The 25082-nt window shown below is 64.4% G+C and carries 24 protein-coding genes; 13 read left to right on the plus strand and 11 right to left on the minus strand.

The window, feature by feature from the left end:
- Positions 1-9 precede the first annotated feature (9 nt).
- A complete protein-coding gene (locus WDS16_RS16245; protein ID WP_338886265.1) occupies positions 10-915 on the plus strand; it encodes a DUF6542 domain-containing protein in 906 nt (301 codons plus the stop codon).
- Between the two features lies 1 nt (position 916).
- Here the strand turns inward: WDS16_RS16245 and WDS16_RS16250 are convergent, their stop codons facing one another.
- Positions 917-1933 (minus strand): 4-hydroxy-3-methylbut-2-enyl diphosphate reductase, encoded by a 1017-nt coding sequence (locus tag WDS16_RS16250; RefSeq protein WP_338886266.1) that lies wholly within the window; start codon positions 1931-1933, stop codon positions 917-919.
- Between the two features lie 91 nt (positions 1934-2024).
- On the opposite strand from WDS16_RS16250, the gene WDS16_RS16255 reads away from it, so the two are divergent.
- Genes WDS16_RS16255 through WDS16_RS16265 form a run of 3 tightly spaced genes read left to right on the plus strand, consistent with a single transcriptional unit; the run spans position 2025 to position 4051 of the window.
- Positions 2025-2606, plus strand: a complete 582-nt coding sequence (locus WDS16_RS16255; protein WP_338893485.1) for a lipid droplet-associated protein — start codon at positions 2025-2027, stop codon at positions 2604-2606.
- Positions 2603-3823: an exodeoxyribonuclease VII large subunit gene (gene xseA, locus WDS16_RS16260; RefSeq protein WP_338886267.1), complete on the plus strand. Its 1221-nt coding sequence runs from the start codon at positions 2603-2605 to the stop codon at positions 3821-3823. The genes WDS16_RS16255 and xseA overlap by 4 nt, the downstream gene beginning before the upstream one ends.
- A 12-nt stretch (positions 3824-3835) precedes the next feature.
- Positions 3836-4051: an exodeoxyribonuclease VII small subunit gene (locus WDS16_RS16265; protein WP_068381612.1), complete on the plus strand. Its 216-nt coding sequence runs from the start codon at positions 3836-3838 to the stop codon at positions 4049-4051.
- Here the strand turns inward: WDS16_RS16265 and WDS16_RS16270 are convergent.
- On the minus strand, positions 4048-4617 hold the full coding sequence (locus WDS16_RS16270) for a DUF4245 domain-containing protein (protein ID WP_338886268.1): 570 nt from the start codon (positions 4615-4617) through the stop codon (positions 4048-4050). The two genes, WDS16_RS16265 and WDS16_RS16270, sit on opposite strands and share 4 nt — an antisense overlap.
- A 123-nt stretch (positions 4618-4740) precedes the next feature.
- Here WDS16_RS16270 and glpX point away from each other — a divergent pair, with 123 nt between their 5' ends.
- Both glpX and WDS16_RS16280 read left to right on the plus strand, forming a co-directional pair.
- Positions 4741-5781 carry a class II fructose-bisphosphatase gene (gene glpX, locus WDS16_RS16275; RefSeq protein ID WP_338886269.1) on the plus strand — a complete coding sequence of 347 codons (1041 nt, stop codon included), beginning with the start codon at positions 4741-4743 and terminating at the stop codon, positions 5779-5781.
- 47 nt (positions 5782-5828) lie between these two features.
- Entirely contained in the window at positions 5829-7229 is a 1401-nt protein-coding gene (locus tag WDS16_RS16280) for a class II fumarate hydratase (RefSeq protein ID WP_338886270.1), read from the plus strand.
- 105 nt (positions 7230-7334) lie between these two features.
- On the opposite strand, the gene WDS16_RS16285 is transcribed toward WDS16_RS16280, so the two are convergent.
- Positions 7335-8192 carry an acyl-ACP desaturase gene (locus tag WDS16_RS16285; RefSeq protein WP_338893487.1) on the minus strand — a complete coding sequence of 286 codons (858 nt, stop codon included), beginning with the start codon at positions 8190-8192 and terminating at the stop codon, positions 7335-7337.
- A gap of 127 nt (positions 8193-8319) precedes the next feature.
- Here WDS16_RS16285 and WDS16_RS16290 point away from each other — a divergent pair, with 127 nt between their 5' ends.
- Together WDS16_RS16290 and WDS16_RS16295 are read left to right on the plus strand one after the other, a co-directional pair.
- Positions 8320-9915 (plus strand): serine hydrolase, encoded by a 1596-nt coding sequence (locus WDS16_RS16290; protein WP_338886271.1) that lies wholly within the window; start codon positions 8320-8322, stop codon positions 9913-9915.
- Positions 9912-10316, plus strand: a complete 405-nt coding sequence (locus WDS16_RS16295; protein WP_338886272.1) for a limonene-1,2-epoxide hydrolase family protein — start codon at positions 9912-9914, stop codon at positions 10314-10316. Before WDS16_RS16290 ends, WDS16_RS16295 begins: the two co-directional genes overlap by 4 nt.
- Positions 10317-10417: 101 nt before the next feature.
- On the opposite strand, the gene WDS16_RS16300 is transcribed toward WDS16_RS16295, so the two are convergent.
- Both WDS16_RS16300 and WDS16_RS16305 read right to left on the minus strand, forming a co-directional pair.
- Positions 10418-11743, minus strand: a complete 1326-nt coding sequence (locus WDS16_RS16300) for a PhoH family protein (RefSeq protein ID WP_338886273.1) — start codon at positions 11741-11743, stop codon at positions 10418-10420.
- Positions 11744-11991: 248 nt separating this feature from the next.
- Positions 11992-14733, minus strand: a complete 2742-nt coding sequence (locus WDS16_RS16305) for a helix-turn-helix transcriptional regulator (RefSeq protein WP_338886274.1) — start codon at positions 14731-14733, stop codon at positions 11992-11994.
- A gap of 110 nt (positions 14734-14843) precedes the next feature.
- On the opposite strand from WDS16_RS16305, the gene WDS16_RS16310 reads away from it, so the two are divergent.
- Complete coding sequence (locus WDS16_RS16310) at positions 14844-15149, plus strand: hypothetical protein (protein ID WP_338886275.1); 306 nt, start codon at positions 14844-14846, stop codon at positions 15147-15149.
- Positions 15150-15232: 83 nt separating this feature from the next.
- On the opposite strand, the gene glyA is transcribed toward WDS16_RS16310, so the two are convergent.
- Positions 15233-16516 carry a serine hydroxymethyltransferase gene (gene glyA / locus WDS16_RS16315; RefSeq protein WP_338886276.1) on the minus strand — a complete coding sequence of 428 codons (1284 nt, stop codon included), beginning with the start codon at positions 16514-16516 and terminating at the stop codon, positions 15233-15235.
- A 93-nt stretch (positions 16517-16609) separates the two neighbouring features.
- Positions 16610-17818 (minus strand): DUF885 domain-containing protein, encoded by a 1209-nt coding sequence (locus WDS16_RS16320; RefSeq protein ID WP_338886277.1) that lies wholly within the window; start codon positions 17816-17818, stop codon positions 16610-16612.
- A 212-nt stretch (positions 17819-18030) separates the two neighbouring features.
- Here WDS16_RS16320 and coaA point away from each other — a divergent pair, with 212 nt between their 5' ends.
- Entirely contained in the window at positions 18031-18963 is a 933-nt protein-coding gene (gene coaA, locus WDS16_RS16325) for a type I pantothenate kinase (protein ID WP_338886278.1), read from the plus strand.
- A gap of 109 nt (positions 18964-19072) precedes the next feature.
- On the opposite strand, the gene WDS16_RS16330 is transcribed toward coaA, so the two are convergent.
- Positions 19073-19834 (minus strand): isoprenyl transferase, encoded by a 762-nt coding sequence (locus WDS16_RS16330; protein WP_338893489.1) that lies wholly within the window; start codon positions 19832-19834, stop codon positions 19073-19075.
- Between the two features lie 130 nt (positions 19835-19964).
- On the opposite strand from WDS16_RS16330, the gene trhA reads away from it, so the two are divergent.
- On the plus strand, positions 19965-20630 hold the full coding sequence (trhA, locus tag WDS16_RS16335) for a PAQR family membrane homeostasis protein TrhA (RefSeq protein WP_338886279.1): 666 nt from the start codon (positions 19965-19967) through the stop codon (positions 20628-20630).
- 6 nt (positions 20631-20636) lie between these two features.
- Here the strand turns inward: trhA and WDS16_RS16340 are convergent, their stop codons facing one another.
- The 3 genes from WDS16_RS16340 to mca are packed head-to-tail and all read right to left on the minus strand — an operon-like array spanning position 20637 to position 23802.
- Entirely contained in the window at positions 20637-22646 is a 2010-nt protein-coding gene (locus WDS16_RS16340) for a thioredoxin domain-containing protein (RefSeq protein ID WP_338886280.1), read from the minus strand.
- A gap of 2 nt (positions 22647-22648) precedes the next feature.
- Complete coding sequence (locus WDS16_RS16345; RefSeq protein ID WP_338893490.1) at positions 22649-22897, minus strand: hypothetical protein; 249 nt, start codon at positions 22895-22897, stop codon at positions 22649-22651.
- Positions 22898-22908: 11 nt separating this feature from the next.
- Complete coding sequence (mca, locus tag WDS16_RS16350; RefSeq protein ID WP_338886281.1) at positions 22909-23802, minus strand: mycothiol conjugate amidase Mca; 894 nt, start codon at positions 23800-23802, stop codon at positions 22909-22911.
- Between the two features lie 121 nt (positions 23803-23923).
- On the opposite strand from mca, the gene WDS16_RS16355 reads away from it, so the two are divergent.
- Together WDS16_RS16355 and greA are read left to right on the plus strand one after the other, a co-directional pair.
- Positions 23924-24349 (plus strand): DUF4307 domain-containing protein, encoded by a 426-nt coding sequence (locus WDS16_RS16355; RefSeq protein ID WP_338886282.1) that lies wholly within the window; start codon positions 23924-23926, stop codon positions 24347-24349.
- A 234-nt stretch (positions 24350-24583) separates the two neighbouring features.
- On the plus strand, positions 24584-25078 hold the full coding sequence (gene greA / locus WDS16_RS16360; RefSeq protein ID WP_026347856.1) for a transcription elongation factor GreA: 495 nt from the start codon (positions 24584-24586) through the stop codon (positions 25076-25078).
- Positions 25079-25082 lie beyond the last annotated feature (4 nt).

Raw genomic sequence — 25082 nt, forward strand, 5'->3', positions numbered from 1 at the left:
CCTCGATGGGTGTCTACCTCCCAACGTGCCCGTTCCGGGGTACCGCTGGACCAACGTTCAGCGCTCGCGTCTGTGCCCGGCGTCCCTGCTTGGGGGGCAGTGGCGATCGCCGTCGGCGCAACATTTCTAGGTTTCGTCATCGATGCTGCACGCGGAACCGAGCTGACGTCGGCGTTCGCGTGCCTGTACATCATCGGAACCGTCGCAGCGGTCGTACTGGTCCGCTATCGCGGTTTGTTCACTGCCATGGTCCAGGCGCCGCTGATCCTGTTCGTCGCCGTGCCGCTGTCGTATCAGTACTTCACCGAAAATCCGGGCACCGGAGTCAAGGACATCCTGCTCAACGTCGCGATTCCGCTGGTCAACCGCTTTCCGCTGATGCTTCTCGGATCGGTTCTGGCGATCGCAGTCGGAGCAGCACGCATTTTCTTGAAGAGGCAGGCGACCCACGCACCTGCAGGGGCTGCCACGCGCGCGAAGCGCGACCGCACCAAGGACAAGCGCGCCTCGCACACTCGCGGGCAGTCCAAGGACGACCGTGCCCGCGAGCCGGAGGTTCGCCCTCGCGGAGCCGCGACGGCCGTGCCCGACCCCAGGGGCGCCGAACACAACAGAACCAACGAATCAGCGGAGCGTCGGCGAAGAAGCGAACCGGCAGGGCCGAGCGAAAGCCGCCGGGCACGTCGGGAACGGCTCGAGCCTCAGTACGACCGGCCCGCTGCAGATCCGTACCGTCCCGATCGATCAGCGTCCGAACCGCCTCGTCGACCCACTCCGAGACCGCAGGCTCCACGCGTTCCCCGGCCACCCGAGGTGGACCCGTACTCGTCTCCGCGAGGCGGCACCCCCACCAGTGCGCATATCCCGCCGCATCCGGTTCCCCAGGTGCGTTACCGCGATCGCGGAGATTCCTGACTCACCGCGGTGTCGCGCTCGTACGCAATTCTCGGGGCAGTGAGAACACGAGCGTCTCGTTGGCAGTCGTGACGGGCTGCACGTCTCCGAAACCGTGCTCACCGAGCAGATCGATGACGCCCTGCACCAATATTTCCGGTACCGACGCGCCCGAGGTGATGCCGACGGTGGTGATGCCGTCGAGCCAGGCGGTGTCGACTTCCTTGGCGTAATCGACGAGGTAGCTCGCCCGCGCGCCGGCCGTCAGTGCGACCTCGACCAGCCGAACGGAGTTGGACGAGTTGGTCGAGCCGACGACGATCACCAGGTCGCACTCGGGCGCCATGGCCTTGACCGCGACCTGACGATTTTGGGTGGCGTAGCAGATGTCGTCGCTCGGCGGATCCTGCAGAGTCGGGAAACGCTCGCGAAGCTTAGCGACCGTGGTCATGGTCTCGTCGACGCTCAATGTGGTCTGTGACAGCCAGATGACCTTGTTCTCGTCGCGCACGGTGACGTTGTCCACGGAGTCGGGGCCGTCCACCAGTTGCACGTGCTCGGGCGCCTCACCGGCGGTGCCCTCGACCTCTTCGTGGCCCTCGTGGCCGATGAGCAGGATGTCGTAGTCGTCGCGCGCGAATCGCTTGGCTTCCTGGTGCACCTTGGTGACCAGTGGGCAGGTCGCGTCGATCGTGCGGAGCGAACGCTCGGCCGCAGAGGCGTGGACGGCTGGCGAGACTCCGTGCGCGGAGAACACCAGCAGCGAACCTTCCGGTACCTCGTCGGTCTCCTCGACGAAGATCGCCCCGCGATCGGCCAACGTCTCCACGACGTGCCGGTTGTGGACGATCTCCTTACGGACGTATACGGGGGCACCGTGCTTCTCCAGGGCCTTCTCCACCGTCTCGACGGCTCGATCCACGCCCGCGCAGTAACCGCGCGGCTCTGCCAGGAGAACCCGTTTGGCCCCGGAGTACGAGGGAGCGCCCTCGCCCGAGGGACGTGCGATACCGAGATTCAGAGGAACAGCCGAAGACATGCCTACAGGATACGGGTCGTTCCGCACCCCGCTGCGTCGAGCGAAGCGCGTCGGCTACCCAAACGTGCCGACTTCAGGCAGGCTGGTGATCATGACTCGTGTCCCGTTTGCCGCACGCGTGGCTGCCGGTGTGGCTGTGACCGTCGTCGAAGAGGCGCGCAAACTCCCCACTACGGCCATCATGTTCCCGATGACCGTCGTCAGCGAGGTCCTTGCAAGCTCGATGCGGCTACAGCAGCAGGTGACTGCTCTCGCCATCAAGGGTGATCAGGTCATCGCAGTCCTCCCGATCATCGGAACGCCTGACGAGGAGCAGCCGTCGTGGGCGGTGTTCGAGGACGATGTGCCGGCCGATGGGGAGGGAGAGGTCGACGTTCCAGACCAGGAGCCACCACCTGCGACCGGTCGGTTCGCGCTGTATTCGACCCCGCCCAGCGAGACCCCTTCCAGTGGCAACGGGTCGAACGCGAAGCCTGCGGCGCCGGTCGACCGTCCGGACATCGTCGATCTCGTCGACTACGACACGCTCGCACTTGCGCAGTTGCGCGCACGGCTACGGTCGCTGTCCTTGGACGATCTCCAGACTCTCCGCGAGTACGAGGACGCGTCGCTGCGGCGTGCGCCGTTCCTGACGATGCTGGAGAACCGAATCACCACCGCGAAAGCCAAGTGACCGCGAGTACAGCCGAAGAGCCGTGGCCCGTTCGCACTGTCGCGATGAAGGTCGCGGGGTGGATCGACAAGCTCGGCAGTGTGTGGGTGGAAGGTCAGCTGACTCAGATCAACGCCCGGCCCGGCACCCGGACTGCGTTCCTCGTCCTGCGTGACCCGTCCGCGGACATGTCACTGTCGGTGACCTGCTCGCCGCAGCTGCTCGACCGCTCCCCCGTTCCACTGAGCGAGGGCGCCCAGGTCATTCTGTACGGGAAGCTGTCGTTCTACACCGGCCGTGGAACGATCTCTTTGCGCGCCACTGACATTCGCGCAGTAGGCGTCGGCGAACTACTGGCCCGTGTAGAGAAGCTGCGCGCACTGCTCGCCGCAGAGGGCCTGTTCGATCCACGACTGAAACGTCCACTTCCGTTCCTGCCGAGCAGGATCGGCTTGATCACCGCACGAGCGTCGGCGGCCGAGAAAGACGTCCTCACCGTCGCTCAGAGGCGCTGGCCAGCAGTGCAGTTCGACATTCGCCACACGCCGGTTCAAGGCCCGACCGCGGTGCCGGCGATTCTCGACGCCTTGAAAGAACTCGAGGGCAACGTCGACGTCATCATTCTCGCGCGCGGAGGTGGCAGCGTCGAGGACCTTCTCCCATTTTCCGACGAGGCCCTGTGCCGCGCTATTTCGCGGGCGACGACGCCGATCGTCAGCGCCATCGGCCACGAGCCCGACAGTCCCCTGAGTGATCACGTCGCCGACCTCAGGGCAGCAACCCCGACGGACGCCGCCAAGTTGGTGGTACCCGATGCCGTCGCCGAACAGAACCTTGTTGTCGAACTACGCGCGAGAACTGCCGCCGCGCTGCGCAACTGGGTGGCACGCGAGGCACGCGGGTTGGAGATGATCCGGCACCGACCGGTCCTCGCCGATCCGATCGCCGGCCTCGATCACCGACGCGAGGAGATCGTCAGGCTCGTCGACGCAGGCCGCCGCGACGTCCTTCGCGAGCTCGCTAAACAGGACACCCTCCTCGAGCATCTACGCGCGCGACTACAGACTCTCGGCCCGGCGGCGACGCTCGCGCGCGGCTATGCCGTCGTGCAGCGTATGGTCGCCGGCGGCGATCCCGAAGTGCTGCGATCGGTCGACGACGCACCTCCGGGCACACAGATCCGAGTACGTGTGGCCGACGGCGCTGTCACGGCCGCGGTCATGGGCAAAGTTCGATAGGAAGGATCTTCGATGGACGAAATACCCGTTGCAGAAATGGGATACGAGGCCGCACGCGACGAACTGGTCGATGTGGTCAAGGTGCTGGAACAGGGCGGTCTCGATCTCGACGCGTCGCTTGCACTGTGGGAGCGCGGAGAACTACTCGCCACCCGATGCGAAGAGCACCTCGCCGGCGCCCGCAAGCGCGTCGAGAATGCACTCGCTCACATCGCCGACGAGGACTAGGGCGTCAGAGGTTCTGCGCTCGTCGTCGCAGCAGCGAGTTCGGTGAATTCCTGGACGCTTCCGCTGCCGGTCACGAGCAACCGGACGTCACCGAGATCGGTGACCCATACCGGTTCGGCGCCTTCCTGCTCGTAGACGACCCATTCGTTGCCGTCGATCGACTCGCTACCCGCCGCGTATCGGCTCTCCCCGACCGCGAACGGCACGAGCACCTCTTCCATCGCGCTCGACTGTGTCAGCTTGATGTAGCGGCCGGCGCCCGAGATGAAACCGACGTTGCTCACATCCCCGCCCTGGTCTCCCGCGATGGACTGACGACTACCGGAGTTCGGCGTCCAGTCCTCCGGCACGACAGGGTTGCGGATCGGGAAATCCAGCTCCGCCGCGTCGTACTGCAGCGCTGCGTCGACGTCGAAATTGGGGATCGGTCCCTGCTTCGGGCCACCTGGGCTGAGTGTGCACTGGCTGGCGATACCAGCGATCAACAGACACGCGATGACGAGCGGAATGAGAGACCACACCATGTCACGGTTGTTGTTCAGGATCCGGGGTTTACTGTTCGCCACAACACCAGTATCCCCACTCGGCGACGGGCCCCCGTCGGCGCATGCCCTCCGTCCCACCCGCGACGCCACGAATGAGATAATCGCCCCTGGGTAACACCCCACCTACCAGGAGGCTACAAACCGATGACGGCCAGCACCGAGTCCACTCGCGCCATGGCGCCAGATCGCAACCTCGCACTCGAACTCGTCCGTGTCACCGAGGCCGGTGCGCTCGCCTCGGGTCGCTGGGTCGGTCGCGGCGACAAAGAAGGTGGCGACGGAGCAGCCGTCGATGCAATGCGTCAGCTGGTCAGCTCGGTATCGATGCGCGGCGTCGTGGTCATCGGTGAGGGCGAGAAGGACGAAGCGCCGATGCTCTACAACGGCGAGCAGGTCGGCAACGGCAACGGCCCCGAGGTCGACTTCGCTGTCGATCCCGTCGACGGAACCACGCTGATGGCCAAGGGCATGCCCAACGCCATCTCGGTTCTCGCAGTCGCCGAGCGCGGCGCCATGTTCGACCCGTCCGCTGTCTTCTACATGAAGAAGATTGCCGTCGGACCCGACTTCGCCGACGCCATCGACATCACGGCTCCGGTCGCGGAGAACATCGCCCGTGTCGCCAAGATCAAGAAGGGATCCTCGTCCGACGTCACGGTGTGCATCCTCGATCGGCCCCGGCACGCCGAGCTGATCCAGCAGGTACGCGACACCGGTGCTCGCATTCGACTGATCTCCGACGGTGATGTCGCCGGTGCTATCGCCGCCGCCCGACCCACCTCGCCCATCGACATCCTGATGGGAACCGGCGGAACCCCAGAAGGCATCATCGCCGCAGCCGCCATGCGCTGCATGGGCGGTGCCCACCAGGGCATGCTTGCTCCGACCGACGACGACGAACGCCAGAAGGCAATCGACGCCGGACACGATCTCGATCGGGTCCTCTCCACCGAGGACCTGGTCTCGGGCGAGAACGTCTTCTTCACCGCGACCGGCGTCACCGACGGCGACCTGCTCCAAGGCGTCCGATATTCGGGCGGCGGCGCACACACGCAGTCCATCGTGATGCGCTCCAAGTCCGGCACCGTCCGCATGATCGACGCGTACCACCAGCTCAACAAGCTGAAGGAGTACTCGAACATCGACTTCGACGGCGACACCTCCGGCGCTATCCCGTCCTTCTGACGGTTCGCTCGACTACGTTTCCATTCACCTACCGAGGCAAGAGGTCAATGACAGAGAACGAACAGCAGTTCCGGATCGAGCACGACACCATGGGAGAGGTTCGCGTCCCCATCGACGCACTCTGGCGTGCACAGACGCAGCGCGCAGTGGAGAACTTCCCCATCTCCGGGCGTCCGCTCGAGCGCACTCAGATCCGCGCGATGGGCCTGCTCAAGGCAGCCTGCGCGCAGGTCAACAAGGACCTGGGTCTGCTCGACGGCGCACTGGCCGACGCGATCATCGCCGCTGCCACCGAAATCGCCGACGGCAAGCACGACGATCAGTTCCCGATCGACGTCTTCCAGACCGGCTCGGGCACCAGCTCGAACATGAACGCCAACGAGGTCATCGCGTCGATCGCCAAGGCGGCAGGCGTCGAGGTTCACCCGAACGATCACGTCAACATGTCGCAGTCTTCCAACGACACCTTCCCGACGGCTACTCACGTCGCCGCCACCGAGGCAGCCGTCACCTCGCTCGTTCCCGCCCTGAAGCACCTCCACGAGGCGCTGGCAGCCAAGGCCGTCGAGTGGAAGACAGTCGTGAAGTCCGGCCGCACACACCTGATGGATGCCGTTCCGGTCACGCTCGGCCAGGAGTTCGGCGGCTACGCCCGCCAGATCGAAGCAGGCATCGAGCGCGTCGAAGCGACCCTGCCGCGGCTGGGCGAGCTGCCCATCGGCGGCACCGCCGTCGGCACCGGCCTCAATGCTCCCGACGGCTTCGGCCCGAAAGTCGTTGCGGAACTGGTCAAGTCGACCGGAATCGACGCTCTCACCGCAGCGAAGGACTCGTTCGAGGCTCAGGCTGCACGTGACGGACTCGTCGAGGCTTCGGGGGCACTGCGCACCATCGCGGTCTCACTGACCAAGATTGCCAACGACATTCGCTGGATGGGATCGGGGCCGCTCACCGGACTCGGCGAGATCACCCTCCCCGACCTACAGCCCGGTAGCTCCATCATGCCCGGCAAGGTCAATCCCGTTCTGCCCGAGGCCGTTACGCAGGTCGCGGCTCAGGTCATCGGCAACGACGCCGCAGTCGCATTCGGCGGCGCGTCGGGCGCATTCGAGCTCAACGTGTACATCCCGATGATGGCACGCAACGTGCTCGAGTCGTTCAAGCTGCTCGCCAACGTCTCGGTCCTGTTCGCCGACAAGTGCGTCGTCGGGCTCGAAGCCAACGTCGAGCACCTCAAGACCCTCGCCGAGTCCTCGCCGTCCATCGTGACGCCGCTGAACTCCGCGATCGGCTACGAGGAAGCAGCGGCCGTCGCGAAGCAGGCGCTGAAGGAGAAGAAGACGATCCGTCAGACCGTCATCGACCGCGGACTCATCGGCGACAAGCTGAGCGAGGAAGAGCTCGACAAGCGTCTCGATGTCCTGGCCATGGCGAAGGTCAAGGACTAGTAGGCACCTGACCCTCCACCTGGGTACCTGACCCTGCATCGCTTGAATGGTCCATTCTTACGATTCGATCGTATGAATGGACCATTCAAGCGGTCGGTGCAGAGCTCACGCCAAGTGAGCGAGCTCCTCGCGCGCCTTCTTACCCTCGTCGCCGAGGTCGTCACGACCGAAGAAGTTCCAACGCTCCAGTAGCGGCTTGAACACCTTGTCGCACTGCTGATCCTCGTCGTAGATGCCCGCGTCTTTCAAAGCCTCGGTACTGTTCGCCTTGCTCGGCAGATCGACCACCGGGATGGCGTAGCCGAGCACGCGGTCCGCAATCGCCCGAGCCATCTGGTCCGGTGCGACGCCGAACGCCTCGTTGACAATGTTGACGTAGAACGAAGCCTGCCGGGTGTCGTCGGCTGCAATCTTGGTCAGGATCTTCGCAAGCACCTCGTCACCGCCGAGGGCGATCGTGTTGGTGTTTCGCAGGGCCGCAGCAGTTTCGTCGATCGCGAAGTGCGCGATGATGTCCAGCACGTGCAGGCTGGGGGCGTCGTATCCCTTGGTCATTTCTTCCATTCGCACACGCTCGAGAGCGACCGGGTCGACCGCGCGGGTCAGCACCAGGTAGTCGCGCAGCACGATTGCCTGCCGGTTCTCCTCCGACGTCCAACGACCGGTCCACTTCCACCACGCCCCGAGGCCGGTCAGCGCGCGAGCGAGTTCACGGTGGTAGGCGGGCAGGTTGTCGGCCACGAGTACTCCGACCGTCGCCGACAAGATCTCGACGTCGCTCAGGTGGGACTGCTCGGGAGACCAGTCTTCGCCACCGAGAAACGCGAAGTTTCTACCCTCGTCCCACGGCGCGAAATCGTGAGGATGCCAGTCGTCCGATTCGGCGATGTGGCGAGTCAGATTTTCTTCGACGGCGGGCTCCAGTCGGAGCAGCAGGTCACCGTCCGTCATGAAAGTAGGCATACCCAACCGTAGCGCCTGTGTCTGCACGTCAAACTGTGTGCCCCTGACCTCTGTGAATTCTCCCAACGCCAGGTCTGTGCAGGTCTATCCTCAACGAGCATCTACTCGCCGAAGGATTGGACTCCTCGTGAAGCGATCGGGTCGAAAGTTCCTGTGTATTGGTGTTGCGCTCTCGCTGACGGTGCTGGTCGGATGCTCGAACGATTCCCCTACTGCAGAGAGTCCCTCGACGTCCGAAGCGCCACCGAGCAGCGATCTGTCCCCTGGGCAGGTCCCGGGCGTCGATTCCCCCGCCGACAACATCGACGACGCGGTCGGCAAGCTCGACGGCATCGCAGCCGAGTTGATGGAGTCGTCGAAAATTCCCGGAATGGCAATCGCAGTCGTGCACGGCGGTGACGTCGTCTATTCGAAGGGCTTCGGCGTCCGCGAGGTCGGCAAGGACGACGCCATCGACGGCGACTCCGTGTTCCAGCTGGCATCGCTGTCGAAATCGGTGGGGTCGACAGTCGTGGCATCTCAGGTGGGCGAAGGCGTCGTCGAGTGGACGACGCCGGTGGTGTCGCAATTGCCGTGGTTCGCGTTGAACGATCCCTGGGTGACCCAGAACGTCACGGTCGGCGATTTCTATGCCCATCGCAGCGGTCTGCCCGATCATGCCGGTGACCTTCTCGAAGATCTCGGATACGACCGTCGCCAAGTGCTGGAACGGCTGCGGGAAGTACCCCTCGACCCGTTCCGCTCCACGTACCACTACACAAATTTCGGGATCACGGCCGGAGCCGAAGCCGTTGCCGCCGCGGCCGGCAAAGATTGGGACACGTTGAGTCAGGACGCGATCTACGGTCCGCTCGGCATGACCTCGACGAGCTCGACGTTCTCCGACTACATCGGCCGGGCCGATCGAGCCGTCCCACACGTTCTCGTCGACGGCGAATACCAGGCGAAGTACCAACGCGAGCCCGATCCGCAAACGCCCGCCGGCGGTGTCAGCTCCTCGGTGAACGACATGGCCAAGTGGTTGACGATGCTCACCGCCGACGGCACCTACGACGGCCAGACGATCGTCGATCCCGACGCCCTGCTGCCCGCTGTCACGGCTGAGATCGTCTCCAACCCGTCGGCGACACCGGATTCGCGCGCGGGCTACTACGGCTACGGATTCAACGTCTCCAACAGCGCGGCGGGACGAACGACGGTAAGCCACTCGGGAGCATTCGCGCTCGGAGCAGGCACGAACTTCGTGTGGATTCCCTCTCTCGACGTCGCTATCGTCGTGCTGACGAACGCAGCACCCATCGGCATCGCCGAGACTGTGACCGCCGAATTCGCCGACCTCGTCCAGTTCGGCGAGGTACGCGAGGACTGGCGGACCCTCTATCGAAACGCATTTGCTGGAATGAGCGAAGCAGAAGGCGAACTCGCCGGAAAGACTCCGCCAGCGAACCCCGCCCCGCCACAGCCTCTTCCGTCGTACGTCGGGGTGTACGAGAACAGCTTCTGGGGGCCGGCGGCGGTCGCGGAGGTCAACGGCGAATTGGAGTTGACGATAGGTCCCAAGGGAACCTCCTATGAGCTGACCCACTGGGACGGTGATACGTTCACCTTCGAGCTGACCGGGGAGAATGCGCCGGACGGCACCGTATCGCAGGCGACGTTCAGTGGAAACACGGTCACTCTCGAGTACTTCGATACCGACGGATTGGGGCGATTCACCAAGTGACCGAAACGCAGCAGGCAACCGAGGTCGTCGAAGCGCTGTTCGACGCGCTGAAGAACCGAGATACCGACCGAGCTGTCGACCGATTCGACGATGCCATCATCTGGCACAACGTCGGGCTACCGAAGGTGCGGGGGATCGCGAAGGTCGGCAGGTACATGAGTTTGCTGGCCAAACCGGGATACGGATTCGATGTCACCGTCCACAACATCGCCGCAGACGGCAACATCGTGCTGACCGAACGTACCGACGTCCTCGTGTGGCACCGGCTCCGAATCGAATTCTGGGTGTGCGGCACGTTCGAACTTCGCGACGGCAAAATACTCGTGTGGCGGGACTACTTCGACAACGTGGATTTCTTCAAAGGGATTGTGCGGGGCGCGTTCCGCGCCCTGATGCCGTAGCGAGCGCGTCCCGCGCAGTGGCGAGCGCGTCCCGCGCAGTGGCACGGTTAAGTGCACTGGGATGCACTTAACCGTGCCACTGGCGGCGGAGCCGCCAGTGGTCAGGCGCTGGTAGGACCGAATTCCTCGAGCATTTCCGTGACCAGTGCGGCGATCGGAGACCGCTCACTGCGCGTAAGGGTGATGTGCGCGAACAGTGGGTGCCCCTTGAGCTTCTCGATGACAGCCGCGACGCCGTCGTGCCGTCCGACCCGCAGGTTGTCACGCTGCGCGACATCGTGGGTGAGTACCACACGTGAACCGCTCCCGAGTCGGGACAGAACCGTCAGGAGCACGTTACGTTCGAGGGACTGCGCCTCGTCGACGATCACGAACGAATCATGCAGCGACCGTCCACGAATGTGCGTGAGCGGCAACACTTCCAACATGCCGCGCGCGATGACCTCTTCCATCACCTCGGGGCTGGCGAGACCGTCGAGCGTGTCGAAGACAGCCTGAGCCCATGGCCCCATCTTCTCGCTCTCGCTACCGGGCAGGTAGCCGAGCTCCTGTCCACCGACTGCATAGAGCGGTCGGAACACCACGACCTTCCGGTGCGTACGCCGCTCGAGTACAGCCTCGAGCCCAGCAGTGAGAGCAAGAGCCGACTTGCCCGTACCTGCCTTGCCGCCGAGCGAGACGATGCCGATGCTCTCGTCGAGCAGAAGATCCAGCGCCACACGCTGTTCCGCGGAACGACCGTGCAGTCCGAACGCCTCGCGCTCGCCACGGACCAGCTGAATCTGCTTGTCGGGGGTGACACGACCCAAAGCGCTCGAGCGCCCTCCTAGGAGTCGAACGCCGGTGTGGCACGGCATTTCCCGAGCACCGTCCAGATCGATGACGCCCTCGGCGAAGAGCTGGTCGATATCGCTCGCCTGCACTTCGAGCTCTGCCATACCGGTCCATCCCGACGGCACCACGTCGTGTGCGTGATACTCGTCGGCGGGGAGTCCGACGGCACCCGCCTTGACTCGAAGCGGAATGTCTTTGCTGACAAGGACGACGTCCTTACCCTCGGCGGCGAGATTCAACGCGCAGGCGAGGATACGGGAGTCGTTGGAATCAGTACGGAAGCCGACTGGCAGGACCGAAGGATCGGTGTGGTTCAGCTCGACTTGCAGTGTCCCACCGTCTGTTCCGATGGGAACCGGCTGATCCAGACGACCGTACTCGACACGGAGATCGTCGAGCATGCGCAAGGATTCCCGCGCGAACCATCCCAGTTCGTGGTGATGGCGTTTACCCTCCAGTTCGCTGATGACTATCAGCGGGAGAACCACATTGTGCTCGGCGAACCTGATGACAGCCCACGGATCCGACAGGAGAACCGAGGTGTCCAGCACGAATGTTCGGAGAGGGGCGGAAACGGAGCGTGAAGTGGTCACGTGGGGCTCCTATGTCTGGCGCGGCACCGCTCAGACGTCTGTTGCTCGGCCGGTCGGTCTGACGTGTCAGGTGACACGAGGACCGGGTGCCGGCCCTCTCGCGCTCACTTGCTCAGTCACGTATCAGAACCTCCCGCACAGGCAGCTTCCCCGCTGTCTGTTATTGCCGACGGTACAGCCGAAACCTGCGGTTGGCTCGCCGAGAATGGGGTGTGTCGGTGAACAACGCGTTAACCGACACTCCCGAATCAGCCGTGTCGCCACACCTGCGCGATGTCGGCGCGCCGGTTGCAGCCCAGTTTGGCCAGAATGTTGCGGACGTGAGTTTCGACGGTCCGCTCGGACAGGAAGAGCTTCTCCGCGATGTGACGGTTGCTCAGCCCCTCGACAACCTCGGCGGCCACCGCTCGTTCTCTGGGCGTCAGTCGATCGAGTTCGTCGAGGAGGTCGCGGGTTGCGCGCAGACGCGCCCACAGCCCGAGCGCAGTGAACTCCGCGGCGGCCGCGGCGAGTAGTTCTCGCACGTCGGCGGTATCGCCAGTCCGGTATCGGACCTCGGCGAGCCCGAACCTGCTCATCGCGGCAAACGGCCGCGCGCCGATTGCGTCGTTGGCCTCGATGGCACTGGTGAAGTACCTGTCGGCATCTGCGTCCAGACGGGCGGTGGACGCGAGATCGCCGAGCAGGCGCGCCATCGACCCGCCGCAGAACACGACGCCGGAGCCGTCGCACATGAAGTACTCGGCGTACTCGCGGAGTTGCTCGTACACATCGAGTGCAGTCTCGACGTCGTCCAGCGCCACAGCGACCGTCCCGACGAGAGTCATCAGCGGCGTCCACCGCGGACCGCGTCGCGCAGTCGACGGCATCGAACGGAACGGCGCGAAACTCGCCCGCGCCGAGTCTTTGTCACCGGCCAGCGACGCCAGCAGCGGCTCGTAGATGCGCACCAGAGGGATGTTCGGGGCGTGCTCGAAGGCATCGAGAATCGAAGACCGGGTCACCTCGTCCACTTCCCCACGCACCGCAGCCAACTGACCGAGAAACGCGAAGTGCAACCCGATGAGCGAGAGGTCACCCGTCGACGAACTCACCGCCAGCGCGTCGTCGTTCGAGCGCAGCGCAGCTGCCATGTCCCCTATCAATGCCGCCCGAGTGGCGCACACACGGTGGTAGTGCCAGCGCGCCACAGGCAGCGCACCTCGGTCCGCTATTCGCTGCACGACATCGATCTGTTCGTCGACGAGGTTCAGGTCACCTGTCTGCAGCGCGGCCTGAAGCAGCCACAGGTGCCCCCACAGCTCGGCCAGCGCCTCGCTCGCCCTCGGCCCGACTGCTATCGCCCGTAGAGCCAATTCCCGCCGCTGCTTCACGTGTCGCATGTCCGCGAGCGCAATGTGCCGGGCCCGGACGGCGTCGAGCACGGCGTCGGCGTTCACATCCGTGTCGTCCACTTCCGTGTCATCGTCGAGCAGGGAATCTGCGAGTTCCAAGGACTCGGCCGACCAGCGTGACGCGGCATCGGGTCGATCGGTCTCGGCCGCAGCGACGGCTCGCCCTGCGAGGAGACGCGCCTTGGCACCCGCGGGGATTCCGGCGCGCGCCAACACGGCTGTACACATGCGATCCACCCGCATCAGCAGATCCGGAACCCCGACGCCACGAACGAGCGCCGCAGCTCGCACGACAAGGTCGTCGTCCTCGGGGTACTGCAGGACCACCCGCTCACACAGCTCGACGCTCGACTCCACATGCCCGGCTGCGAACTCGGCTTCCGCACGTTCGAGGGTCGCGAGGGCGGACGGCGCTGCCTCACATGCCAGTGCGGCCATCGCAGCGGCTTCGTCGTAGGCAAGTATCGACGTGGCCTGCTCGGCAGCGATCCGCGCCCACCGCGCACACTCGGCGCGCTCGCCGGCCCGACGCCACTGCACGGCTGTCGTCGCGGCATCACTCTCGCCGCGCGACAGAACCTGCGCATACCTACAGTGGAGTGCCCGACGCCTCGACGGCGACAGGTCCGCATAGGTGGCATCGCGAACGAGCGAATGCGCGAAGGCAACCGTGCCGGTATCGCAGTCCGCCACGAGCGCTCCAGCCCTGAACGCGTCATCCAACTTCGACTCGACCCAGGCCGCACTCGTACCGGCAACCTCGGACAGCACGACGAGGTCGATGCGGTCGCCGATCACGCTGGCGTGGTCGAGGAGGTCGCGGGCATCGGCGTCGAGTACGGAAACCGGTTCGAGCGCCAATGCGCGCAACGTCGGATCGTCCGCAAGTACCGAGGGAAAATCGAGCCGCCCAGAGGCTTCCGCGCGTGAGGCGAGCAGTCGCACGAACAACGGGTTGCCCCCGGTGGCGTCGCGCAGCCGGACAGCATGTCGGCGTTCGGCAAGGTGAGGTACCGAACCCTTCAACCACTGGAGGACCTCGTCGGTGGAAAAACCTTGAAGTGCAAAGGAAGACGACGATCCCAACGAAGGTTCGGCACGACGGGAGGTGCACAGCAAGAGCACTCGACGGTCCAGAACGGCCCGGGCGACGTGCTCGAGCAACAACATCGACGACGGATCGAACCAATGTAGGTCTTCGAGGACCACCAGCAGTCCGGCGGCGGGAGCTGCGGCCGCAACGGCCGTCGCAACGTCGTCGAACATGGCGAAACGCGCATGGGCCGAGGTACCGACGGGATCCGTCCGATCCAAAGCCGTCGCCACCGACGCGACGGACCTTCCGAGTCGACGCCACGGCCACAGCGGCGGCATGCCGTCATCGTCGATCCCATAGGTGCGCGCGACCGTGATTCCGTAGTGTTCGGCGATACGCGCCACCGACTCGACCAGCGTCGTCTTGCCGATGCCCGCCCCGCCGGACACCACGACCGTTCCTCCTCGACCACGCGACAAGCCGACCAGCGCAGCGCGCAGCTCGGCGAGTTCCGCGGCCCGCCCGACTACCCGAAGCGCGTCAGGCTCGTCGACGATCATGAACAAGAAGTATCCGCCGAAACCTCAGTACCTGCCTACGTATCAGCACTGATGTGCTCGGCGGAGCAACAGAACATCCTGGAAACACACAATCGTTCCAGGAGGACATCATGCACGCACAACTGACCTACTTCGACGGCCCACGCACAACCGAGCAGCTTGCGGCAGCGGACTTCGGCACCGAGCACAGAATCAAACCCGCCGTATCCCGGGTCGACGGAGTTCATCGTGTCTACGTGCTGCGAGCGCACGACGGCAGCGAAGTGGTGGTCGTACTCGCCGATTCGGAGGACACGTTGCTGTCCGCCCAGAAAGCCATCATGGCGACCGAATTGCTACCCGACGAGGATCCCGCGCTTCTCACCGGGCCCGATCGCGTCGAGCTGTTCCCGGTGATGGAGGTGTGGGAGCCGTAACCGACGTGGTTGCGACGCATGAATGGGCCATCGCAATCGTTGCGGTGGCCCATTCATGTCGATAAGTCGGTGCGGAAGAAAACCTAGCCGAGCAGGCCCCAGTCCTCGAGTCCGTCGTACAACGGGACGCTCTGCGCGAGCTTGACGACGCGCTCCTTCAGGGAATCGCTGGCCACACCTGTCGCGAGGGCGGTACCGATGATGTCGGCGACCTCGGTGAACTCGGCTTCGCCGAACCCACGCGTCGCCAGTGCCGCGGTGCCGATACGCAGGCCGGAAGTGACCATCGGCGGACGCGGGTCGAACGGGACAGCGTTGCGGTTGACGGTGATGCCGACCTCGTGCAGAAGGTCCTCGGCCTGCTGGCCGTCGAGCTGGCTGTTGCGCAGGTCCACTAGCGCGAGGTGAACGTCGGTGCCGCCGGTCAGCACCGACACGCCCTTCTCTGCGACATCGGCGCCGTTCAGGCGTTCGGCCAGCAGTGAGGCGCCGAGGAGTGTGCGCTCCTGACGTTCCTTGAACTCGGGCGTCGCGGCGATCTTGAAGGCGACGGCCTTGGCTGCGATGGCGTGCATGAGTGGCCCACCCTGCTGGCCGGGGAAGACCGCGGAGTTGATCTTCTTGGCCCACTCCTTCTTGGCGAGGATCAGGCCGGAGCGAGGACCGCCGAGCGTCTTGTGCACTGTCGAAGACACGACGTCCGCGTACGGGACGGGCGAGGGGTGCAAGCCTGCCGCCACGAGACCGGCGAAGTGAGCCATGTCGACCCACAGCAGCGCACCGACCTCGTCGGCGATGGAACGAAACGCCTCGAAATCCTGATGCCGCGGGTATGCAGACCAACCGGCGATGAGAACCTGCGGCTTGGCCTGGACGGCCTGCTTGCGCACCTCGTCCATGTCGATCCGGTGGTCTTCTTTGCTGACGCCGTAGGACTCGACCTCGTAGAGCTTGCCGGAGAAGTTGAGCTTCATGCCATGTGTGAGGTGCCCACCGTGTGCCAGATCGAGGCCCATGATCTTGTCACCCGGGTTGATCAGCGCCATCAGCACCGCGGCGTTGGCCTGAGCACCCGCGTGCGGCTGGACGTTGGCGAACTCGGCACCGAACAGTTCTTTGGCCCGGTTGCGCGCGAGATCCTCGACGACGTCGACGTGTTCGCAACCGCCGTAGTAACGACGGCCGGGGTAGCCCTCGGCGTACTTGTTGGTCAGAACGCTGCCCTGAGCCTGCAGCACGGCGCGCGGGACGAAGTTCTCGGACGCGATCATCTCGAGGGTGTCGCGCTGGCGACCGAGCTCACCCGCCATGGCTTCGGCGACCTCGGGGTCGAGCTCGGCCAAAGACAGGTTGTTGACGTCGGTCATTTCAAGAATCTCCAAAGGAACGCGGCGAGGTGGGCGTACACAGCTTAAGATATGCGCCCTCGGCACCCGTGTGCGCATGGTTGCCGCCCGCCGTCACGCCCAGCTTTCCGGGGTGCGCAGCGCACTCGGAACGAGCGGCTCGTCGAGGAGCCGACCGAACAGCGCCGAGCGCTCGCCGACCGTCGCACCGCGGTTCAGCCAACCGTCGAGAAGCTTGTATCCCTCGACGTACGTGCTGATGTATGCCCGCCACAGCGGCGAGGACAAGAACTTCAAGCTTTGACGCGCCCGCTTGGGCGACGTCAGTGACCACCGCTCCAAATATGCCGCGACGTCGTCGTGCGACTTGTGCTGGTCGTGCAGCAACAGAGCCGCATCTTGACGGACCCCGAGCAGCTGACTGGACGCAGCCGACAATCGCTCGGCCTTCTCTCCGTCGAATCGAAGCCCCAGATCGGCGTAGATCTCTTGCGCCCACATCCCCCAGCCTGGCCCGACGATGGACTTCAGAGCCAGATCGGCAAGCCCTTCGGCCATCAAGCACTGCGGGGTGTTGACGAGGAACAGTGTCTGCTCCAGCTGACCGGCCGAGACAAGTCCGGCTTCCTTGCGGCAGTGCTCGGTGTGGTGGCCGGGATACGCCTCGTGCGCGATCAGGTACGGCAGGTGCGCCATCTGCTGATCCAGGTCGGAATTGATCGCCACTGTGGACGTGTAGTTGCCGAGGTAGTAGTTGAATCCGGACCACGGCTTGTCGCCGACGACTTCGTAGTTCACCTGCTCGGTCTCCGGCAGTGCGTACTCGGCGCGAACCCGGTCACGAAGGGCGCTCGAAAAAGCGTCGACGCAGTCCTGAAGTCGGTCCGCGGGCACGACGTCTGCAGACCGGTGTGCCGCGAGACGTTCGGCAAGCGAGCCTGGACCGTCGAGCACCTCGTCCATTCGTCGATGTGCCTCCCGGTACTCATCCTGATCACCCGGCTCGATCCGGACATCGAAGTATGCGAAGACCTCGTCGACGAAACCGATGTCGTCGCCGGCGAACTTACGGCCCGAACACTCGAGCGCACGCAGATGGACATCGATGAAGTCGACTCTCTGCTGCGGCAGGTCGGTGCTCGCAAGTTCCGCACGTAGCTCGGCGGCCCTCCGCGCCAGGGCTCGGGGTTCGGGCGCAGGTGCGTTCTCGGTCTGCCTGCGCAGCTCGGGATCACCGGTGTACGCGTCGACGAACCCTTCTTCGAGTCGGTCGAATTTCAGACCGAGCAGAAGATATTCGCGGACGAAGGAATCGGCATTCATGTGGATCGACATTAGCGGGCGTCAGGAGTGGAGCCTGCGGAACGACCCGGGCGTCAGGAGTGGAGCGAAGCGGAGTCGGAGCCGACATGAACGCGCGGTGAACCACCCCGCCCGTGCGAGTCTTTGTGCCAGCGAGCACAATCTGAAGCCATGCGACTAGCGCTCTGTCGGAGCACACGCCTTCCGGGCCACCGCTACCTGCGCAGCATTCGGTGTCGCGAGTGAGCGAATCCAGTCCGTACGTCGAGTTCGACCGCGCTCAGTGGCGGACGCTGCGGCAGTCGACCCCTCTTGTTCTCACCGAGGAAGAACTCGTCGGTCTCAGGGGGCTCGGCGAGCAGATCGATCTCGACGAGGTGGCCGAGGTCTACCTTCCTCTCGCACGTCTCATTCACCTTCAAGTTGCTGCACGACAGCGTCTGTTCGCCGCAACCGCGACGTTCCTCGGTGAGAAGCACCCCGACCGTCAGGTGCCGTTCGTCATCGGAGTCGCAGGAAGTGTTGCTGTCGGAAAGTCGACGACAGCGCGTGTTCTGCAGGCGTTGCTCGCGCGGTGGGACCATCATCCCCGCGTCGATCTGGTCACCACCGACGGATTCCTGTATTCGACAGGAGAGCTGATGCGGCGCGGGATCCTGCACCGCAAAGGGTTTCCGGAGAGCTACGACCGGCGCAAGCTGCTGCGCTTCGTAACGGAGGTGAAGTCCGGCGCCGAGGAAGTGGCGGCGCCTGTCTACTCACACGTCTCGTACGACATCATCAAGGGCCAGTTCCACATGGTCCGTCAACCGGACATCCTCATCGTCGAGGGCCTCAACGTGCTGCAGACAGGTCCTCGCCTGATGGTGTCCGACCTGTTCGACTTCTCGATCTACGTCGATGCTCGCATCGAGGATATCGAGGCGTGGTACGTCAAACGCTTTCTCGCACTGCGTGAGACGTCGTTCGCGGATCCCGACGCGCACTTCCACCACTATGCCAACTTGTCCGACGAGCATGCCCGGATCGCGGCCGAGGACCTGTGGCATTCGATCAACCTGCCGAACCTCGTCGACAATATTCTGCCCACGCGGCCGCGGGCGACGATGGTGCTGCGCAAGGACGCCGACCACACCATCAACAGGCTGCGGCTGAGGAAGCTGTAGGCCCTCCGGCCCCAGTGGCACGGAAAAGCGCACTCCAGGACACTTAACCATGCCACTGGCGGCGGAGCCGCCCAGCGACACCGCGGAGCCGCCCAAGTCGCACCGAGCGCTAGATCCCGAACCGCCGGTGCCGCGCAGCGTAGTCACGCAACGCCCGCAGGAAGTCGACGCGCCTGAACTCTGGCCAGTAGGCCTCGGTGAACCATATTTCGGAATATGCGCTCTGCCACAGCAGAAACCCCGACAGCCGCTGCTCGCCCGACGTTCGGATGACGAGGTCCGGGTCGGGTTGACCGGAGGTGTAGAGGTGACTGTCGATAGCGTCGACGCTGACCGCTCGAACGAGATCGTCGCCGGTGACGCCCTCGGCGATCTTCTCGGCGAGTAGCGCTTGCACTGCATCGGCGATCTCTTGGCGCCCGCCGTATCCGACGGCGACGTTGACGTGGGTTCCGGTTCGTCCCGCGGTCAAGCGGGCTGCCTCTTTCAGCCTGCGCGCAGTCGGCTCGGGCAGCGACTCGAGAGTTCCGACGATCTTGACGCCCCAGTTCTGCTCAGGTCCGCAGATTTCTTCGACGACATCGGTGATGATCTCGAGCAGGGAGTCCAGCTCGTCGGGGTCGCGGCGCAGATTCTCCGTCGACAGCAGATAGATCGTCGCCATTTCGATGCCGGCAGCGTCGCACCAGCCGAGCATTTCGGCGATCTTGAGTGCGCCCATCCGATGTCCGTGCGCGACGTCGGTGAATCCGTTCTCCCGAGCCCAACGCCTGTTGCCGTCGCACATCACAGCAACGTGACGAGGGTGCGCCACATCATCGAGTTGCGTCAGTAGACGTCGCTCGTACACGTTGTAGAGGACGCTTCGCATCTTGGTCGGGAGAATCTTCACCGGGACATCACCACGGGGCACAACCTTACGCCGAGACCCAATCGGAACCCGCCGGTAGAGTAGGCGGCGAACCTACGGTTGCGTAGGTAATGCAGAGGAGGTTGTGCCAGTGACGATGTTCGGAATCGACGAACTCCCCGTCAAACCCCGCATGCGCGGGTGGATACACCTGTATGCATTCGGAGTCGCAGTCGTCGCCGGAATCGTACTGGTGACGCTTGCGTTCAGCATGGTGTCCGCCAGCGCCGGCGTCGCCACCGCTGTCTATGCCGTCACCGTGTGTGGGGTGTTCGGAGTCAGTGCCACCTACCACCGAGTGCACTGGGACAACCCTGTCCATCGAACGTGGATGAAGCGAGCCGACCACTCGATGATCTTCGTGTTCATCGCCGGCAGCTACACCCCGTTCGCAGTCCTCGGACTCCCTCCGAACACCGGTCGAACTCTTCTGATCGTCGTTTGGCTCGGAGCGCTGGGCGGCGTCGCGCTGAAGATGTTGTGGCCCCAGAGCCCGCGCTGGGTCGGCGTTCCGCTGTACCTGATTCTCGGGTGGGCAATCGTCCCGGTTGCGCCTACGCTCATCGAGCACGTCGGCTACGCGCCGTTCGTGCTGCTCCTGGTCGGCGGGGTTCTGTACAGCATCGGCGCAATTCTCTACGCCACCAAGTGGCCCAACCCCTGGCCTTCGACATTCGGCCATCACGAGTTCTTCCATGCCGCAACCGTGCTCGCCGCGATCTGTCATCTCGTCGCAGTCTGGTTGGTGTTGTTCTAGCTTTCGCTATCGGTGCAACGCCCGGAGCAGATCCTGCTCGGTCGTGACCGGCCTGTCGCACACGAAGCCGCGACACACATACGCAGCCTCCTGGCCGTCTACCGTCGGCCGGTCGGACAACAGCGGTGAGGAATCGACCGCGCCGGCAACGATGGTCGTGCCGCCCGGTGCGTGCGCACGAGCAATCCGCAGCAACCGACTGTCTCCGTCGGTGGAGATCGCTACCTGCAGCGGCCCGCGGACGGACGCTTCCGCGACGGCCAGCCAGTGACCTCCCGAACGCGGAGCCCGCTCGAGCACGAGCGCAGCCCCAGCAAGGCCGGCCGACGCCAACTCGCCGTACCTCGTCCCGGCATCGGGAGCCATCAGGGCCTCGGCGATCAGCAGGGCTTCGGTGATCGTCGACGCACCGGACGGCGTCGCATTGTCGAGGGGATCTCGCGGGCGCGTGACCAATGTCTCGGCATCGTCGGCGGTATCGAACCAGCTACCGCGATGGTCCGCGTCGGCGAAGTGCTCGATTGCGGCGTCGAGAAGCACCCGCGCCCGCCCGGACCAGACGAGGTCACCGGTCGCCTGAAACAGCGACAGCGAAGCCACAGCCAAGCATGCGTAGTCCTCCAGCACTCCAGTTGCGTCGCCGACGTGAGAGCCGAGCGACGCCCGACGAAGCCGACCGTTCTCCTCGTGCCGAGCGAAGATCTGCTCACCGCACTCGACGGCCGCATCGATCCAATCGGGGCGTCCCAATCCTGCACCCGCTTCGGCAAGAGCGGTGATCGCCAATCCGTTCCATGCGGTCACAACTTTGTCATCGCGACCCGGCTGTGGCCGCTGATTGCGTGCGTCCATCAACTTCTGTGTGACGGCGGTGTAGCGCCCGAAGTCCTCGGGATCCTCCGGCAGCTGCAGCACCGACATTCCAGCCTCGAACGTGCCCGAGGTGTCGACACCGAACAGCCCCGCAGCCCAGACACCGTCCTCGAATCCGAGAACGTCCACCAGCTGCTCCGGGGTCCATGCGTAGGTCAGCCCTTCCACACCCTCGGTGTCGGCATCGAGAGCGGAGGCGAAACAACCTGTGTCGGTGCGGAGTTCACGCAGCATGAAGTGTGCAGTCGCGTCGGCGATCCGGGTCGCGAGCGGATCGGAGGTGACGCGCGCGAGATGACCGTACAGCCGCAGCAGGAGTGCGTTGTCGTAGAGCATCTTCTCGAAGTGCGGGACGATCCACTCCGCGTCGACGGAGTAGCGCGCGAAGCCGCCACCGATCTGGTCGTAGATACCCCCGCGCGCCATCGCCGCCGCCGTGCGCTGCACTGCGGCCAAAGCCGCTGCAGATCCGGTCCGCTCGTGATGTCGCAGCAGCCCTTCGAGTAGCGCTCCTGGTGGAAACTTCGGTGCGCCACCGAATCCACCGAAATCGACGTCCTCGTCCCCGAGCACCGACGCGACGGCTTCGGCCAGCAGATCCGAGTCGACGGGCCGATCCGACGTCGGAATCCGGCCGGAATTCTCACGCATCGCCTCGGTGATCGCGGCGGAGGCGTCGAACACTTCGGTTCGCCGAGTCGCCCAGGTGTCTGCGATGGCCTCGAGCAGTTGCGGGAACGACGGAGTTCCCGCGCGGGGCCTCGGCGGGTAGTAGGTGCCGCAGTAGAACGGTTCGCCGTCCGGGGTGAGGAAGCAGGTCATCGGCCACCCGCCCTGACCCGTCATTGCGACGGTGGCGTTCATGTACACGGCGTCGAGATCCGGTCGTTCCTCGCGATCGACCTTGATGCAGACGAAGCTCGCGTTCATCAGGGCGGCGGTGGCGTCGTCCTCGAAGGATTCGTGGGCCATGACATGGCACCAATGGCACGCGGAGTACCCGATCGACAACAGGATCGGCACGTCGCGGTCCCGAGCCGACTCCAACGTCTCGGGAGTCCACTGCTGCCAGTGGACGGGATTGTCGGCGTGCTGGCGCAGGTACGGACTCGTAGCCGTACCGAGCGCATTGCCGTCCAGCACAGTCAGTTCTCGCCGGCTTTCGACTGCGTTCCGTGCTCAGGACCGAGATCGTGAACAGCGCCCCTGTCGGTGCCCTCGTCGAGCTCCTGATCTGCCGCCGGATCGTCCTTCTCGAAGGTATCGGGGAGCTTCTTGATCTGCTTGTTCATGGACCAGATGAGAAGAGCGGTGCCGACGAGCAGAGCGACGATGATGACCAGACCGATCGGCGAGGACTTGCCGAACTCCGGACCAGGCGCACCCTGGGCCATCAACTGCACGATCACCTGTCGGTCCCTGTCTCGATGTCGGCGGTGTCGATTCCTGCGAAGAGTTCCGTTTCCGGAATCGAGGTCTTCACCCGAGTCCGTGCCAGCTCGTACTCCTCGGTCGGCCACAGCTTGCGCTGCACTTCGAGAGGCACGGCGAAGAACGAACCGTTGGGATCGATCTGGGTGGCGTGCGCGCGCAGGGCGTCGTCCCGCTGCTCGAAATAATCGCCGACGGTGACCTGCGTGGTGATGCGTTCCATGATCTCGTCACGCTCGGAAGTCCATCTCTTCAACCAGTCGACGAACGGGCTTTCCTCGCCGCGATCGATGAACCAGTCGTGGAAGAGCTGCATCTTCTTTCGAAGGAAACCGTGTGAGTAGTACAGCTTGAGCGGGGTCCACGGCTCACCTGCATCGGGGAACTTCTCCGGATCGCCTGCAGCTTCGTACGCAGCGACGGATACCTCGTGGCACCGGATGTGGTCGGGGTGCGGGTAGCCGCCCTTCTCGTCGTACGTGGTGATCACGTGCGGCTTGAACTCGCGGATGACCTTGACGAGTGCTTCGGTGGACTCCTCGAGCGGCACGAGCGCAAAGCAGCCCTCGGGCAGGGGCGGCAGCGGATCACCCTCGGGAAGTCCCGAATCCACGTAACCGAGCCACGTCTGCCGAACTCCCAGGATGCGCGCAGCCTCGGCCATCTCCTCGCGCCGAACTTCCTGGATGCGGTCGCGCACACCAGGGATGTCCATCGCTGGGTTGAGGATGTCTCCTCGCTCGCCACCAGTGAGGGTCACGATCAGGATGTCGTTTCCCTCGGCTGCGTACCGAGCCGTCGTCGCGGCACCCTTGCTCGACTCGTCGTCAGGATGGGCGTGCACCGCCATGAGCCGTAGTCCGGACACGTTCTTTCCTCACCTCAGCTTCGCCTGCTTCTTTCGCTCCCCCTATAGTTCCACTTGGCGCCGACATGCCTCGCACCGGCTGCCGCAGACCTGACAAGGTTCCGTTCCGACGAAAGTTCGTATGACTGCCACGCTCCCCGAAGGCCGGTATCCGGTATCGACCACGCGTCGTGCAGTGGGAGGTCGAACCAAGAACATCCTGCTGGTAGTCGTCCTGCTCGTCGGGCTTGCGGTCGCCTACCTCGGCTACCTCCGTTTCTCTGTGCAGGACGTCGAGGGAAAAGCACTGTCCTTCGATCTGGTGGACGATTCGACCATTTCCATCGGGTTCAGTGTCACCCGCGCCGATCCGTCGGACGACGTCGTCTGCATTGTTCGTGCTCGCTCGCGTGACGGTTCGGAGAGCGGTCGGCGTGAGGTACTCGTGCCTGGCTCGTCCGCGCAGGAAGTCGAGGTGACGTCGGTCGTACGCACCTCGAAGCCTCCCGCCATGGGCGACGTATACGGGTGCAGCACGAATGTCCCCGACTATTTACGGGCAGGCTGACCTACCGCTGCCTCGTGGTAAGATTGCGCTGTACACGGTTCCGAACTGGAGCCGTGTATTGCTGCATTGACGGCCAGAGCAGCAGGTGACGGCGCCTACGGGCGCTGACACGGCAGCCGGCTCAGGAAGCGGGCCGATCAGAGGTTTCATGGAAATTCTCTGCACATACGCGTGCGCCCGTCAGCATCAAGACCGGGAGTCCACCGCGACTTCGACTACAAGGGAGTGATCGAGATGACCGAGACCCAGGTGACCTGGCTGACCCAGGAATCCCACGACAGGCTCAAGAGCGAACTCGACCAACTCATTTCCAATCGCCCGGTCATCGCCGCCGAAATCAACGAGCGACGCGAAGAGGGCGATCTGAAAGAGAACGGCGGCTACCACGCAGCACGCGAGGAGCAGGGCCAGCAAGAAGCCCGTATTCGCCAGCTTCAAGAGTTGCTCAACTCGGCCAAGGTCGGCGAAGCACCCACGCAGTCCGGCGTGGCGCTGCCCGGATCCGTGGTGAAGGTCTACTACGACGGCGACGAGTCGGACACCGAAACGTTCCTCATCGCGACCCGCGAAGAAGGCGCCCGTGACGGCAAGCTCGAGGTGTACTCCCCCAGCTCACCGCTCGGTGGAGCTCTCATCGACGCCAAGGTCGGCGACACCCGTGAGTACGCCCTCCCCAACGGCAAGACCATGAAGGTCACCCTGCTGAGTGCGGAGCCGTACCACACGTAAACAC

The organism is Rhodococcus sovatensis (genome assembly GCF_037327425.1).
Classification (GTDB): Bacteria; Actinomycetota; Actinomycetes; order Mycobacteriales; family Mycobacteriaceae; genus Rhodococcoides; species Rhodococcoides sovatense.